At 42.4% G+C, this 14,596-nt stretch carries 8 protein-coding genes, 14 tRNA genes and 3 rRNA genes; 23 read left to right on the forward strand and 2 right to left on the reverse strand.

What is annotated here, in order from left to right; translation table 11 throughout:
• Positions 1-66: 66 nt before the first annotated feature.
• Positions 67-2,235 carry a Tex family protein gene (locus NSS97_RS01360; RefSeq protein ID WP_341114594.1) on the forward strand — a complete coding sequence of 723 codons (2,169 nt, stop codon included), beginning with the start codon at positions 67-69 and terminating at the stop codon, positions 2,233-2,235.
• A gap of 57 nt (positions 2,236-2,292) precedes the next feature.
• On the opposite strand, the gene cmpA is transcribed toward NSS97_RS01360, so the two are convergent.
• Positions 2,293-2,409, reverse strand: coding sequence for a cortex morphogenetic protein CmpA (gene cmpA, locus NSS97_RS01365; protein WP_001143642.1), 117 nt, complete (start codon positions 2,407-2,409; stop codon positions 2,293-2,295).
• 209 nt (positions 2,410-2,618) lie between these two features.
• Between cmpA and NSS97_RS01370 the strand changes: the two genes are divergently transcribed.
• From NSS97_RS01370 to tsaD, 22 genes are all read left to right on the forward strand, one after another.
• Positions 2,619-3,074: a SprT family protein gene (locus NSS97_RS01370; protein ID WP_016095131.1), complete on the forward strand. Its 456-nt coding sequence runs from the start codon at positions 2,619-2,621 to the stop codon at positions 3,072-3,074.
• A 114-nt stretch (positions 3,075-3,188) separates the two neighbouring features.
• Positions 3,189-3,263: transfer RNA gene (locus NSS97_RS01375), tRNA-Asn, on the forward strand.
• Between the two features lie 3 nt (positions 3,264-3,266).
• Positions 3,267-3,357: transfer RNA gene (locus tag NSS97_RS01380), tRNA-Ser, on the forward strand.
• A gap of 8 nt (positions 3,358-3,365) precedes the next feature.
• Positions 3,366-3,440: transfer RNA gene (locus NSS97_RS01385), tRNA-Glu, on the forward strand.
• Positions 3,441-3,444: 4 nt separating this feature from the next.
• A tRNA-Val gene (locus NSS97_RS01390) sits at positions 3,445-3,520 on the forward strand.
• Positions 3,521-3,544: 24 nt separating this feature from the next.
• Positions 3,545-3,621, forward strand: a tRNA-Met gene (locus NSS97_RS01395).
• A gap of 3 nt (positions 3,622-3,624) precedes the next feature.
• Positions 3,625-3,700 (forward strand) — tRNA-Asp (locus tag NSS97_RS01400).
• Between the two features lie 87 nt (positions 3,701-3,787).
• Positions 3,788-3,862 (forward strand) — tRNA-Gln (locus tag NSS97_RS01405).
• 5 nt (positions 3,863-3,867) lie between these two features.
• Positions 3,868-3,940, forward strand: a tRNA-Lys gene (locus NSS97_RS01410).
• 16 nt (positions 3,941-3,956) lie between these two features.
• Positions 3,957-4,039 (forward strand) — tRNA-Leu (locus tag NSS97_RS01415).
• Positions 4,040-4,135: 96 nt separating this feature from the next.
• A tRNA-Arg gene (locus NSS97_RS01420) sits at positions 4,136-4,212 on the forward strand.
• A 3-nt stretch (positions 4,213-4,215) separates the two neighbouring features.
• Positions 4,216-4,292: transfer RNA gene (locus tag NSS97_RS01425), tRNA-Pro, on the forward strand.
• A gap of 1 nt (position 4,293) precedes the next feature.
• Positions 4,294-4,364 (forward strand) — tRNA-Gly (locus NSS97_RS01430).
• A gap of 76 nt (positions 4,365-4,440) precedes the next feature.
• Positions 4,441-5,992: ribosomal RNA gene (locus tag NSS97_RS01435) — 16S ribosomal RNA — on the forward strand.
• A gap of 146 nt (positions 5,993-6,138) precedes the next feature.
• A 23S ribosomal RNA gene (locus tag NSS97_RS01440) occupies positions 6,139-9,060 on the forward strand.
• A gap of 102 nt (positions 9,061-9,162) precedes the next feature.
• A 5S ribosomal RNA gene (gene rrf / locus NSS97_RS01445) occupies positions 9,163-9,278 on the forward strand.
• The 16S, 23S and 5S rRNA genes sit together here with 14 tRNA genes alongside, the layout of an rRNA operon.
• A gap of 12 nt (positions 9,279-9,290) precedes the next feature.
• Positions 9,291-9,367 (forward strand) — tRNA-Met (locus NSS97_RS01450).
• 3 nt (positions 9,368-9,370) lie between these two features.
• Positions 9,371-9,446 (forward strand) — tRNA-Asp (locus tag NSS97_RS01455).
• Positions 9,447-9,620: 174 nt separating this feature from the next.
• The gene (gene tsaE, locus NSS97_RS01460; protein ID WP_002009995.1) at positions 9,621-10,094 is read left to right on the forward strand and encodes a tRNA (adenosine(37)-N6)-threonylcarbamoyltransferase complex ATPase subunit type 1 TsaE; all 474 of its coding nucleotides are present in this window, start codon (positions 9,621-9,623) and stop codon (positions 10,092-10,094) included.
• Positions 10,075-10,767, forward strand: a complete 693-nt coding sequence (gene tsaB / locus NSS97_RS01465; protein ID WP_113735938.1) for a tRNA (adenosine(37)-N6)-threonylcarbamoyltransferase complex dimerization subunit type 1 TsaB — start codon at positions 10,075-10,077, stop codon at positions 10,765-10,767. The genes tsaE and tsaB overlap by 20 nt, the downstream gene beginning before the upstream one ends.
• A gap of 13 nt (positions 10,768-10,780) precedes the next feature.
• A complete protein-coding gene (rimI, locus tag NSS97_RS01470) occupies positions 10,781-11,224 on the forward strand; it encodes a ribosomal protein S18-alanine N-acetyltransferase (RefSeq protein WP_002063534.1) in 444 nt (147 codons plus the stop codon).
• Positions 11,224-12,240: a tRNA (adenosine(37)-N6)-threonylcarbamoyltransferase complex transferase subunit TsaD gene (gene tsaD, locus NSS97_RS01475; protein ID WP_002029447.1), complete on the forward strand. Its 1,017-nt coding sequence runs from the start codon at positions 11,224-11,226 to the stop codon at positions 12,238-12,240. The genes rimI and tsaD overlap by 1 nt, the downstream gene beginning before the upstream one ends.
• Positions 12,241-12,652: 412 nt before the next feature.
• On the opposite strand, the gene NSS97_RS01480 is transcribed toward tsaD, so the two are convergent.
• Positions 12,653-14,575: an ABC-F family ATP-binding cassette domain-containing protein gene (locus NSS97_RS01480; RefSeq protein ID WP_341111279.1), complete on the reverse strand. Its 1,923-nt coding sequence runs from the start codon at positions 14,573-14,575 to the stop codon at positions 12,653-12,655.
• Positions 14,576-14,596 lie beyond the last annotated feature (21 nt).

Genomic DNA, 14,596 nt, shown 5'->3' on the forward strand with positions numbered 1-14,596 from the left:
CGGCAGTTTAAGTTGCTCTCTTTACAGGGCAACTTTTTTTTATTATAGAGGAGGTTACGGTTGGATATGGAAATGGTAGATAATCGACAAGGGTTAATGAAAATGTTAGTGAAAGAATTAGGCTTTACAGAAAAGCAAGTTCGTCATGTTATTCAATTAACAGAAGAAGGTAACACAGTTCCATTTATCGCTCGTTACCGAAAAGAATGGACAGGGTCTCTTGATGAGGTGCAAATTCGTGCAATCTTAGAAAGATGGCAATATATGATGCAACTAGAAGATAGGAAAGAAGAGGTTCTTCGTCTTATTGGTGAAAAGGGTAAACTAACCGAAGAGTTGCGTCGTCATATTGTGGCTGCAACAAAACTTCAAGAAGTAGAAGACTTATATCGTCCATATAAAGAGAAAAGAAGAACGAAAGCTACAATTGCTAAAGAAAAGGGATTAGAACCGTTAGCTGAGTGGCTATTATTATATAAAAAAGAAAATCCAGCAGAGAAGGCTATGGAATTTGTTAATGCAGAAAAGGAAGTGGCGTCTGCAGAAGATGCGTTGCAAGGTGCGCAAGATATTATTGCGGAACTTGTTTCGGATAATGCAGCATATCGTAGTTGGATTCGCAATACTACTTTCCGAAAAGGAATTATGTCTTCATCTGTAAAAGATAAAGAAAAAGATGAAAAGAATATATATGAAATGTATTATGGCTATGAAGAACCGTTGCAAAAAGTAGTGCCGCATCGTGTACTAGCTATGAATCGTGGTGAAAAGGAAGAAGTATTAAGAGTTTCTGTTATCACACCAATTGAAGAAATTCTTCAGTTTTTACATAAAAAAATGATTCTTGATGAAGCTTCTAAAAGTGCGCATTATGTACAATTAGCGATGGAAGATGGATATAAGCGATTAATTCAACCTTCAATAGAAAGAGAAATTCGTAAAGAATTAATGGAAACGGCCGAAGAACAAGCGATTCATATTTTCTCTGAGAATTTACGTAATTTATTATTACAACCTCCGATGAAAGGGAAAGTTGTGTTAGCGGTAGATCCAGCATATAGAACTGGTTGTAAATTAGCTGTAGTAGATGATACAGGAAAAGTTCTTCACATAGATGTTATTTATCCGCATCCGCCTGCTCGTAAATATGAGGATGCAAAAAAGAAAATCATTTCAATTATAGATAAATATGAAGTTGAAATGATAGCAATTGGAAATGGTACAGCTTCGAGGGAAACGGAAGAATTTATAGTAGATGTATTACAAAATGTAGAACGAGATGTATTTTACATTATTGTAAATGAAGCGGGTGCTAGTGTGTACTCAGCATCTGATGTAGCTCGCGAGGAGTTTCCGAATTTACAGGTTGAAGAAAGAAGTGCTGTTTCAATTGGGAGACGTCTACAAGATCCACTTGCAGAGCTTGTGAAAATTGACCCTAAATCTGTTGGGGTGGGACAATATCAACATGATGTATCTCAAAAGAGATTAAATGAATCATTAACATTCGTAGTAGAGACAGCAGTTAACCGAGTTGGTGTTAATGTAAATACAGCTTCAGTTGCATTGTTGCAATATGTTTCGGGATTATCAAAAACAGTTGCGAAAAATATTGTAGCTAAGCGTGAGGAAGATGGGAAATTCACGAAGCGTACTGAATTAAAGAAAATCCCACGTTTAGGTGCGAAAACTTATGAACAATGTATCGGGTTTTTACGTATATTAGAAGGAGCAAATCCGTTAGATCGCACAGGGATTCATCCAGAACAATATAAAAATGTTGAATTGCTATTGAAGAGCTTAGGGTTATCAAAGAATGATGTGGGGAAACCAAACTTGCAAAAGAGTTTCGAAGGAGTAGATATTTCTAAATTATCTCAAGAGACGGAGATTGGTGAGCCGACGTTAGTTGATATTATGGATGCTTTAATTAGCCCGGAGCGAGATATGAGGGATGAGTTGCCAAAGCCACTTTTGAAAAAGGGGATTTTAAAATTAGAAGATTTAAAGCGTGGTATGGAATTAGAGGGAACGATCCGCAATGTTGTTGATTTCGGTGCCTTTGTTGATATTGGTGTGAAGCAAGATGGTTTAGTACATATTTCTAAACTAAGCAAACAATTTGTAAAGCATCCATTAGATATTGTATCCGTGGGACAAATTGTAAAGGTATGGGTAGATGATATTGATATGAAAAAAGGTCGTGTGGCATTATCAATGTTACCGATTGAATAGTAAGAAAAGAGAGCAGATGAAACTGCTCTTTTTTTATGAACTGGAAAGTTTAATTGATTATGAGCTTTGGTGTATTTTACTATAATAAAACCAGCATTCATTTAGTAACTTGATTTGATACCGGTTTTTCTCAAAATATGCACGTTGCATTTGTTTCTTTAGCCACGTGGGCATAGGAATCCCTCCTTGTTTAATCCTGCTCTCAAAAAAGTAGCTCCTTTTAGTTAAAGTAACTTTAATGAGAGGTTGGTGAGTGGATTTCTAGCAATGCTGCATTTTTAGAAATCACGCTTCTTGAATGAGGATGGGTATATGTACTATTTACTATATGTATAAGAAGGGAGAAAAGTGTGGAAATATTTTTTAGTTTAGGAGGAATGAGAATGGATGAGCAAGAAATTCAGCGGTTAGTGGAAGAGGTATCGTTACAATGCTTTGGAATGCCGTTTTTACATAAAGCGATGTTTAATAGTAGGTTACGTACAACTGGTGGGCGCTATCTATTGAAGAATCATAATATAGAATTGAATTATCGATATTACGAAGTATATGGAAAAGAAGAGTTAGTCGGGATTGTTAAACATGAACTTTGTCATTATCACTTACATATCACAGGAAAAGGGTATAAGCATCGAGATAGAGATTTTCGTGAGTTATTAAAGAAAGTAGGTGCACCACGTTTTTGTAAACGAATGATTAGTGAGGAGGAAACGAGAGTTTCTATGTATGAATGTATGGGGTGTTCTTTTCAATATGTAAGAAGACGTCAAATAAATACACAAAGATATGTATGTGGAAAGTGTAAAGGACAACTAAAACTGGTAGTGAAAACATCTTGACAGTGAAAACGCAATCCAGTATATTATAAACATGTCACGTTTGCGCAAGATGTTGTGAAAAAACTTCTTGACTTACGATGAGAATTTTTATAAGATACAAATTGTCTTCATTATTCCGCAGTAGCTCAGTGGTAGAGCTATCGGCTGTTAACCGATCGGTCGTAGGTTCGAGTCCTACCTGCGGAGCCATACAGAGAAGTACCCAAGTGGCTCAAGGGGCTCCCCTGCTAAGGGAGTAGATCGCTAACGCGGTGCGAGGGTTCGAATCCCTTCTTCTCTGCCATACATATTGGCCCGTTGGTCAAGTGGTTAAGACACCGCCCTTTCACGGCGGTAACACGGGTTCGAATCCCGTACGGGTCACCACTTCGGAGGATTAGCTCAGCTGGGAGAGCACCTGCCTTACAAGCAGGGGGTCGGCGGTTCGATCCCGTCATCCTCCACCATATAAATTATATAAATAATATTATCGCGGGGTGGAGCAGTACGGTAGCTCGTCGGGCTCATAACCCGAAGGTCGCAGGTTCAAATCCTGTCCCCGCAACCAAATGGTCCCGTGGTGTAGTGGTTAACATGCCTGCCTGTCACGCAGGAGATCGCCGGTTCGACCCCGGTCGGGACCGCCATTTTAACTTCTGCTATATAGCAGTTGTTTTTTATTGGACATTATGGTAAAATAACATTTGTCTTTGAAAAGAAGATAACTATTTCGATGGGCTATAGCCAAGCGGTAAGGCAACGGACTTTGACTCCGTCATGCGCTGGTTCGAATCCAGCTAGCCCAGCCATTTACGAGCCATTAGCTCAGTTGGTAGAGCATCTGACTTTTAATCAGAGGGTCGAAGGTTCGAATCCTTCATGGCTCACTTTTGTTTTTTTCGCGCGGTCGTGGCGGAACGGCAGACGCGCTAGGTTGAGGGCCTAGTGGGGGAAACCCCGTGGAGGTTCAAGTCCTCTCGGCCGCATCAAAAAATCTTTTAAAAAGTACTTGCATTTGAAAATGTAGTATGGTAAGATAATTGAGTCGCCAAAATACAACGACGAAAAAACATCATGAATAAGCGCCCGTAGCTCAATTGGATAGAGCGTTTGACTACGGATCAAGAGGTTAGGGGTTCGACTCCTCTCGGGCGCGCCATAACGGGAAGTGGCTCAGCTTGGTAGAGCACCTGGTTTGGGACCAGGGGGTCGCAGGTTCAAATCCTGTCTTCCCGACCACGCGGGTGTAGTTTAGTGGTAAAACAAGAGCCTTCCAAGCTCTGGTCGAGAGTTCGATTCTCTTCACCCGCTTTTAGTTCTTTGAAAACTGAACGAAACAAACAACGTGAACGTCAATTTTTATTTTTAGATGCTAGACAAACTAACTTTATTGGAGAGTTTGATCCTGGCTCAGGATGAACGCTGGCGGCGTGCCTAATACATGCAAGTCGAGCGAATGGATTAAGAGCTTGCTCTTATGAAGTTAGCGGCGGACGGGTGAGTAACACGTGGGTAACCTACCCATAAGACTGGGATAACTCCGGGAAACCGGGGCTAATACCGGATAATATTTTGAACTGCATAGTTCGAAATTGAAAGGCGGCTTCGGCTGTCACTTATGGATGGACCCGCGTCGCATTAGCTAGTTGGTGAGGTAACGGCTCACCAAGGCGACGATGCGTAGCCGACCTGAGAGGGTGATCGGCCACACTGGGACTGAGACACGGCCCAGACTCCTACGGGAGGCAGCAGTAGGGAATCTTCCGCAATGGACGAAAGTCTGACGGAGCAACGCCGCGTGAGTGATGAAGGCTTTCGGGTCGTAAAACTCTGTTGTTAGGGAAGAACAAGTGCTAGTTGAATAAGCTGGCACCTTGACGGTACCTAACCAGAAAGCCACGGCTAACTACGTGCCAGCAGCCGCGGTAATACGTAGGTGGCAAGCGTTATCCGGAATTATTGGGCGTAAAGCGCGCGCAGGTGGTTTCTTAAGTCTGATGTGAAAGCCCACGGCTCAACCGTGGAGGGTCATTGGAAACTGGGAGACTTGAGTGCAGAAGAGGAAAGTGGAATTCCATGTGTAGCGGTGAAATGCGTAGAGATATGGAGGAACACCAGTGGCGAAGGCGACTTTCTGGTCTGTAACTGACACTGAGGCGCGAAAGCGTGGGGAGCAAACAGGATTAGATACCCTGGTAGTCCACGCCGTAAACGATGAGTGCTAAGTGTTAGAGGGTTTCCGCCCTTTAGTGCTGAAGTTAACGCATTAAGCACTCCGCCTGGGGAGTACGGCCGCAAGGCTGAAACTCAAAGGAATTGACGGGGGCCCGCACAAGCGGTGGAGCATGTGGTTTAATTCGAAGCAACGCGAAGAACCTTACCAGGTCTTGACATCCTCTGAAAACTCTAGAGATAGAGCTTCTCCTTCGGGAGCAGAGTGACAGGTGGTGCATGGTTGTCGTCAGCTCGTGTCGTGAGATGTTGGGTTAAGTCCCGCAACGAGCGCAACCCTTGATCTTAGTTGCCATCATTAAGTTGGGCACTCTAAGGTGACTGCCGGTGACAAACCGGAGGAAGGTGGGGATGACGTCAAATCATCATGCCCCTTATGACCTGGGCTACACACGTGCTACAATGGACGGTACAAAGAGCTGCAAGACCGCGAGGTGGAGCTAATCTCATAAAACCGTTCTCAGTTCGGATTGTAGGCTGCAACTCGCCTACATGAAGCTGGAATCGCTAGTAATCGCGGATCAGCATGCCGCGGTGAATACGTTCCCGGGCCTTGTACACACCGCCCGTCACACCACGAGAGTTTGTAACACCCGAAGTCGGTGGGGTAACCTTTATGGAGCCAGCCGCCTAAGGTGGGACAGATGATTGGGGTGAAGTCGTAACAAGGTAGCCGTATCGGAAGGTGCGGCTGGATCACCTCCTTTCTATGGAGAATTGATGAACGCAGTTCATCAATAAACGTTGACTTGTTTTGTTTCGTTCAGTTTTGAGAGAACTATCTCTCAAGTTTAAATGTATGTTCTTTGAAAACTAGATAACAGTGTAGCTCATATTTTTTTAATTTTAGTTTGGTTAAGTTAGAAAGGGCGCACGGTGGATGCCTTGACACTAGGAGTCGATGAAGGACGGGACTAACGCCGATATGCTTCGGGGAGCTGTAAGTAAGCTTTGATCCGAAGATTTCCGAATGGGGAAACCCACTATACGTAATGGTATGGTATCCTTACCTGAATACATAGGGTATGGAAGACAGACCCAGGGAACTGAAACATCTAAGTACCTGGAGGAAGAGAAAGCAAATGCGATTTCCTGAGTAGCGGCGAGCGAAACGGAATCTAGCCCAAACCAAGAGGCTTGCCTCTTGGGGTTGTAGGACATTCTATACGGAGTTACAAAGGAACGAGGTAGACGAAGCGACCTGGAAAGGTCCGTCACAGAGGGTAATAACCCCGTAGTCGAAACTTCGTTCTCTCTTGAATGTATCCTGAGTACGGCGGAACACGTGAAATTCCGTCGGAATCTGGGAGGACCATCTCCCAAGGCTAAATACTCCCTAGTGATCGATAGTGAACCAGTACCGTGAGGGAAAGGTGAAAAGCACCCCGGAAGGGGAGTGAAAGAGATCCTGAAACCGTGTGCCTACAAATAGTCAGAGCCCGTTAATGGGTGATGGCGTGCCTTTTGTAGAATGAACCGGCGAGTTACGATCCCGTGCGAGGTTAAGCTGAAGAGGCGGAGCCGCAGCGAAAGCGAGTCTGAATAGGGCGTTTAGTACGTGGTCGTAGACCCGAAACCAGGTGATCTACCCATGTCCAGGGTGAAGTTCAGGTAACACTGAATGGAGGCCCGAACCCACGCACGTTGAAAAGTGCGGGGATGAGGTGTGGGTAGCGGAGAAATTCCAATCGAACCTGGAGATAGCTGGTTCTCCCCGAAATAGCTTTAGGGCTAGCCTTAAGTGTAAGAGTCTTGGAGGTAGAGCACTGATTGAACTAGGGGTCCTCATCGGATTACCGAATTCAGTCAAACTCCGAATGCCAATGACTTATCCTTAGGAGTCAGACTGCGAGTGATAAGATCCGTAGTCAAGAGGGAAACAGCCCAGATCGCCAGCTAAGGTCCCAAAGTGTGTATTAAGTGGAAAAGGATGTGGAGTTGCTTAGACAACTAGGATGTTGGCTCAGAAGCAGCCACCATTTAAAGAGTGCGTAATAGCTCACTAGTCGAGTGACTCTGCGCCGAAAATGTACCGGGGCTAAATACACCACCGAAGCTGCGAATTGATACCAATGGTATCAGTGGTAGGGGAGCGTTCTAAGTGCAGTGAAGTCAGACCGGAAGGACTGGTGGAGCGCTTAGAAGTGAGAATGCCGGTATGAGTAGCGAAAGACGGGTGAGAATCCCGTCCACCGAATGCCTAAGGTTTCCTGAGGAAGGCTCGTCCGCTCAGGGTTAGTCAGGACCTAAGCCGAGGCCGACAGGCGTAGGCGATGGACAACAGGTTGATATTCCTGTACCACCTCTTTATCGTTTGAGCAATGGAGGGACGCAGAAGGATAGAAGAAGCGTGCGATTGGTTGTGCACGTCCAAGCAGTTAGGCTGATAAGTAGGCAAATCCGCTTATCGTGAAGGCTGAGCTGTGATGGGGAAGCTCCTTATGGAGCGAAGTCTTTGATTCCCCGCTGCCAAGAAAAGCTTCTAGCGAGATAAAAGGTGCCTGTACCGCAAACCGACACAGGTAGGCGAGGAGAGAATCCTAAGGTGTGCGAGAGAACTCTGGTTAAGGAACTCGGCAAAATGACCCCGTAACTTCGGGAGAAGGGGTGCTTTCTTAACGGAAAGCCGCAGTGAATAGGCCCAAGCGACTGTTTAGCAAAAACACAGGTCTCTGCGAAGCCGTAAGGCGAAGTATAGGGGCTGACACCTGCCCGGTGCTGGAAGGTTAAGGAGAGGGGTTAGCGTAAGCGAAGCTCTGAACTGAAGCCCCAGTAAACGGCGGCCGTAACTATAACGGTCCTAAGGTAGCGAAATTCCTTGTCGGGTAAGTTCCGACCCGCACGAAAGGTGTAACGATTTGGGCACTGTCTCAACCAGAGACTCGGTGAAATTATAGTACCTGTGAAGATGCAGGTTACCCGCGACAGGACGGAAAGACCCCGTGGAGCTTTACTGTAGCCTGATATTGAATTTTGGTACAGTTTGTACAGGATAGGCGGGAGCCATTGAAACCGGAGCGCTAGCTTCGGTGGAGGCGCTGGTGGGATACCGCCCTGACTGTATTGAAATTCTAACCTACGGGTCTCATCGACCCGGGAGACAGTGTCAGGTGGGCAGTTTGACTGGGGCGGTCGCCTCCTAAAGTGTAACGGAGGCGCCCAAAGGTTCCCTCAGAATGGTTGGAAATCATTCGTAGAGTGCAAAGGCATAAGGGAGCTTGACTGCGAGACCTACAAGTCGAGCAGGGACGAAAGTCGGGCTTAGTGATCCGGTGGTTCCGCATGGAAGGGCCATCGCTCAACGGATAAAAGCTACCCCGGGGATAACAGGCTTATCTCCCCCAAGAGTCCACATCGACGGGGAGGTTTGGCACCTCGATGTCGGCTCATCGCATCCTGGGGCTGTAGTCGGTCCCAAGGGTTGGGCTGTTCGCCCATTAAAGCGGTACGCGAGCTGGGTTCAGAACGTCGTGAGACAGTTCGGTCCCTATCCGTCGTGGGCGCAGGAAATTTGAGAGGAGCTGTCCTTAGTACGAGAGGACCGGGATGGACGCACCGCTGGTGTACCAGTTGTTCTGCCAAGGGCATAGCTGGGTAGCTATGTGCGGAAGGGATAAGTGCTGAAAGCATCTAAGCATGAAGCCCCCCTCAAGATGAGATTTCCCATAGCGTAAGCTAGTAAGATCCCTGAAAGATGATCAGGTTGATAGGTTCGAGGTGGAAGCATGGTGACATGTGGAGCTGACGAATACTAATAGATCGAGGACTTAACCATATAATATGAAGCTAATGTTATCTAGTTTTGAGAGAATATAAAAAACTTATTGACTTTAAATGTCGAATGAGTTATGATGATTCTTGTCTTAAATGAATATAGTCTGGTAATGATGGCAGAGAGGTCACACCCGTTCCCATACCGAACACGGAAGTTAAGCTCTCTAGCGCCGATGGTAGTTGGGACCTTGTCCCTGTGAGAGTAGGACGTTGCCAGGCTATTTATATCATCGCGGGGTGGAGCAGTACGGTAGCTCGTCGGGCTCATAACCCGAAGGTCGCAGGTTCAAATCCTGTCCCCGCAACCAAATGGTCCCGTGGTGTAGTGGTTAACATGCCTGCCTGTCACGCAGGAGATCGCCGGTTCGACCCCGGTCGGGACCGCCATTTTATATAAAGAAAAGAACGAAACAAGTTGTTTCGTATTTTTTTATTTGTTTTAACAAAAAACTAATAAAGACAGTCAAACTATCCTTAGGAAAACTCCTAAGGACTTTTTTATATATTTAAAACCTGTATAATAAAGAGCAGAGAACATTGTGAGTAAAGTAGGTGAAGTCTGTGAGTAAATATGAAATAACAACAAAATCTTCCGAAGAAACCCAGCGATTATCAGAAAAATTAGGGAGACTTGTAAAGGAAAAAGATGTAATTATTTTAGAAGGTGATCTTGGAGCTGGCAAGACGACTTTTACAAAAGGACTAGCAAAAGGTCTTGGAGTGAAAAGAGTCGTAAATAGTCCTACCTTCAATATTATTAAAGAATATAAAGGAAGATTACCGCTATATCATATGGATGTGTATCGTTTAGCGGAAAGTGAAGAAGATTTAGGATTTGATGAGTATTTCTATGGTGAAGGGATTACAGTAGTAGAATGGGCTCATTTAATAGAAGCATATTTACCGAATGAGAAGTTGCAAATTAGTTTATTCCATGCTGGAGATGATACAAGAAAAATTGTACTCGAGCCAATTGGAGATCGCTATATTAGATTATGTGAGGAGCTATTACAAGATGAAAGTACTAGCAATTGATACTTCAAATTACGTAATGGGTGTATCCCTTATTGAGGAAGGGAACGTGATTGGGGAAATCATTACAAATTTAACAAAAAACCATTCTGTACGTCTTATGCCAGCTGTAGAGAAACTGTTAAAAGAATGCGGTGTAAAACCGAAAGAATTGACTAAAATTGTTGTAGCAGCTGGACCGGGATCATATACAGGTGTTCGTATAGGTGTGACAGCGGCAAAAACATTAGCTTGGTCACTTCAAATACCAATTGTAGGTGTATCAAGTTTGGAAGTGGTGGCTGCAAATGGTACTAATTTTAATGGACTAATTTGTCCTTTATTTGATGGCCGACGTGGTCAAATTTACACGGGGTTATATACATATGAAGGAGAGCGTATAACTTCAATAGAAGAAGACCGAATTATTCTTATTGTTGACTGGTTGCAAATGTTAAAAGATAAAGAACAGCCTGTTTTATTTATTGGTAACGATGTTAAATTGCATAAAGAAACAATTGTAGAATATTTAGGTGATCAAGCTGTATTTGCTTCGTTCACTAAGAATAACCCAAGACCAAGTGAATTAGCATGTTTAGGATTACAAAAAGAAGAACAAGACGTGCATACGTTTGTTCCTAGCTATCTTCGCTTAGCTGAAGCTGAAACAAAATGGTTAGAAAGTCAAAAACAATAGGGGCCTACAGAAGATGGATATGATATTTAGAAAGATGGCACTCGATGATATTGCTCAAATTGTAGCTATTGAAGAAGCATCTTTTTCAACCCCTTGGACTGCAGATGCCTTTCACCGTGAATTAGAGGTGAATGAACATGCACATTATGTCGTGCTAGAAAAAGATGGTCTCGTAATTGGATATTGTGGATTGTGGATAATTATTGATGAATCACATGTAACAAATATAGCTATCCTGCCGGAATACAGAGGTCAAAAGCTAGGGGATGCCTTATTAAAAGAAGTCATTTCCGAAGCGAAAGGTTTAGGAGTAAAAACAATGACACTTGAAGTACGCATGTCAAATGAAGTAGCAAAGCAGTTATACAGAAAATACGGATTTCAAAATGGTGGGATTCGTAAACGATACTATGCAGACAATCAGGAAGATGGTCTTGTAATGTGGGTGAATATATGATGGAAAAAAATATAATTATACTTGGTATTGAAACAAGCTGTGATGAAACAGCTGTAGCAGTTGTTAAAAATGGAACGGAAATCATTGCGAATGTCGTTGCATCGCAAATTGAAAGTCATAAGCGTTTTGGCGGAGTAGTACCAGAGATTGCATCCCGTCATCATGTAGAAGAAATCACAGTTGTGTTAGAAGAAGCTTTAAAAGAAGCGAATATCACTTTTGAGGATATTGATGCAATTGCTGTAACAGAAGGCCCAGGTTTAGTCGGAGCACTTTTAATAGGTGTAAATGCAGCGAAAGCTGTGGCTTTTGCTCATGATATCCCTCTAGTTGGTGTTCATCATATTGCTGGTCATATTTATGCGAATCGTTTAGTAAAAGAAGTACAATTCCCGTTACTATCGCTTGTTGTATCCGGTGGACATACGGAGCTTGTTTATATGAAAGAACATGGTTCATTTGAAGTGATTGGTGAAACGCGAGATGATGCGGCAGGAGAAGCTTACGATAAAGTAGCTCGTACATTATCAATGCCTTATCCAGGTGGTCCTCATATTGATCGCCTTGCGCATGAAGGAAAACCAACAATTGATTTGCCTCGTGCGTGGCTAGAACCTGATTCGTATGATTTCAGCTTTAGTGGATTGAAATCAGCAGTTATCAACACTGTGCATAACGCAAAACAGCGCGGTATAGAAATTGCACCAGAAGATTTAGCAGCAAGTTTCCAAGAAAGTGTAATAGATGTACTTGTAACGAAAGCGTCTCGTGCAGCAGATGCTTATAATGTAAAACAAGTGCTTCTTGCTGGTGGAGTAGCTGCTAATAAAGGGCTTCGTGCACGTTTAGCAGCAGAATTTGCACAAAAAGAAAATATAGAGCTAATTATTCCTCCTCTATCTTTATGCACAGATAATGCAGCGATGATTGCGGCTGCAGGTACAATTGCATACGAACAAGGAAAACGCGCTACATTAGCTTTAAATGCAAATCCAGGATTAGATATTGAAGCATAGTTATACACAAAATTAACCACAGCTTGTGGATAAAACCCAAATTATCTGTTGATAATTTGGGTTTTTTTGTGTACATAAAATGTGTATAACTTTTTATTCAGTTGTGGATAATGTGGAAAAGTTATTCGGAAGTTTATATTATAAAGGTGGATATGTGCATAACCTTGTGGATAACATAGAGGAAGTCTGACCTTTGAAGAAATTCTTTTTTGGGAAATAAAAAACAAGGAGATGCCAAAAAAAAATTTGAAACATCCTCCACTTATTATATAAGGTGCTACTATTGTCAATCCTTGTCGAATCGGTTATATAATTTTATTTACTATGGTATTGATTCCAAAAAAGAAGATAAAAAGGAGGTCATCTCGTCAAAAAGCCCGACTTATGAGACAGCCTCCTCTTTTAAATTCTCTTATATATGCAGTTCTTCCCATTCTGCCATACAAGCTTCAAGCTGTTCTTGCAGTGTTTGCTTTTTAGTTGTAATTTCACTAGCCTTTTCATAATCTGCATATATTTCTGGTAAGCAAAGCTGATCTTCTAACGTAGCAATTTCTTCTTCTAAGCCTACGATATTTTGTTCCAGTTCTTCAATCTTTCGAGTACGTTGACGCTCTAGCTGTTTACGTTCTTTTTCTTCGAGATAATTTAATTTTTCTTGTGCCACCACTTTTTGAACAGGTACTTCATCTTCTTGCTCTAGTTCCGCACGTTCAATCATTTCATTTTTCTTTTCAACGTAATAATCGTAATCACCTAAATATTCTTGTGCACCTTCTGTTGATAACTCAACAACGGTTGTCGTTACGCGATTAATAAAGTAGCGGTCATGAGAGACGAATAGAAGAGTACCTGGGTAATCAATTAAAGCATTCTCCAAAATCTCTTTACTATTTAAATCAAGATGGTTTGTTGGCTCATCGAGAATTAATAAATTGGATTTTTGCATCATAAGTTTTGCAAGAGCTAGTCGAGCCTTTTGTCCACCACTAAGAGAAGATACGGGTTTGAGTACATCATCCCCTGTGAATAAAAAGTTACCTAGTATAGTGCGAATTTCTTTTTCGGGCTGCAATGGATATTCATCCCATAATTCATTTAAAACTCGCTTCGAAGATGTTAAGTTGGCTTGTTCTTGATCATAATAACCAACAGATACGTTTGACCCAAAAGCAACGTTTCCATGTAATAGCTGTAACTTATTCACAATGGATTTTAATAATGTAGATTTTCCAATTCCGTTTGGCCCAACTAAGGCAACACTGTCACCGCGAGTTAAGCGCATATTTACATGTTCAATAATCGGTTCCTGATAATAGCCAATGGTTGCATCTTTCACTTGTAAAACATCATTTCCACTTTGTTTTTCAATATCGAAGTGGAAGGAAGCTGATTTAGAATCGCCTAATGGTCTAGTTAATACTTCCATTCTGTCTAATTGTTTACGGCGACTTTGAGCGCGTTTTGTCGTAGATGCACGAGCTATATTTTTTTGTACAAAGTCTTCCAGTTTAGAAATTTCATCTTGTTGTTTTTCAAAACGCTTCATTTCTTGCTCGTATAGAGCTGATTTTGAGTCTAAATATTGACTGTAGTTACCAACAAATCGTCGGCTTTCCTTATTAGAAATTTCGTATACTTGTGTAACGAGTTTATCTAAGAAATAACGGTCATGGGAAACGATTAAAATCGCGCCAGGATAGCCTTGTAAATATTGTTCAAGCCATGTTAGTGTCTCAATGTCCAAATGGTTTGTAGGTTCGTCTAAAATAAGTAAGTCTGGTCTAGTTAATAATAATTTCCCAAGAGCTAATCGAGTCTTTTGTCCACCACTTAATGTGGAAATTTTCGTCTGATGCGTTTCAACTGGGAAGCCAAGACCGCTTAAAATTGAGCGTATATCCGCTTCGTACTGATAGCCGCCTTGATCTTTATAATCTAATTGTAATTGGTCATAATCAGCTAATAATTTCTCATATATAGCCGCATTTGAAAAGTTTTCTTCTTTTCCCATCTCTTGCTCTAGCCTTCGAAGTTTTGTCTCCATCTGCTGCAAGTGTGTAAAGACGGTTAACATTTCATCCCAAATTGTTAAAGACGTTTCTAATCCGGTATTTTGAGCTAAATACCCCATTGAGACATCTTTCGGTTTTATAATTTCACCACCATCATGAGATAACTCGCCAGCTATTATTTTTAATAATGTAGATTTTCCAGCTCCATTTCGTCCGACTAATGCGATACGATCTTTTGTTTGTACTTCCAATTTTATGTTTGCAAGAATCGTTTCTGCACCGTATAATTTCGAAAGCCCATTCACTTGTAATAATATCAATGTTTTCACCTCAAATAATTT

Origin of the sequence: Bacillus sp. FSL R12-0074 (assembly GCF_038005725.1) — a bacterium.
Lineage (GTDB): Bacteria > Bacillota > Bacilli > Bacillales > Bacillaceae_G > Bacillus_A > Bacillus_A mycoides.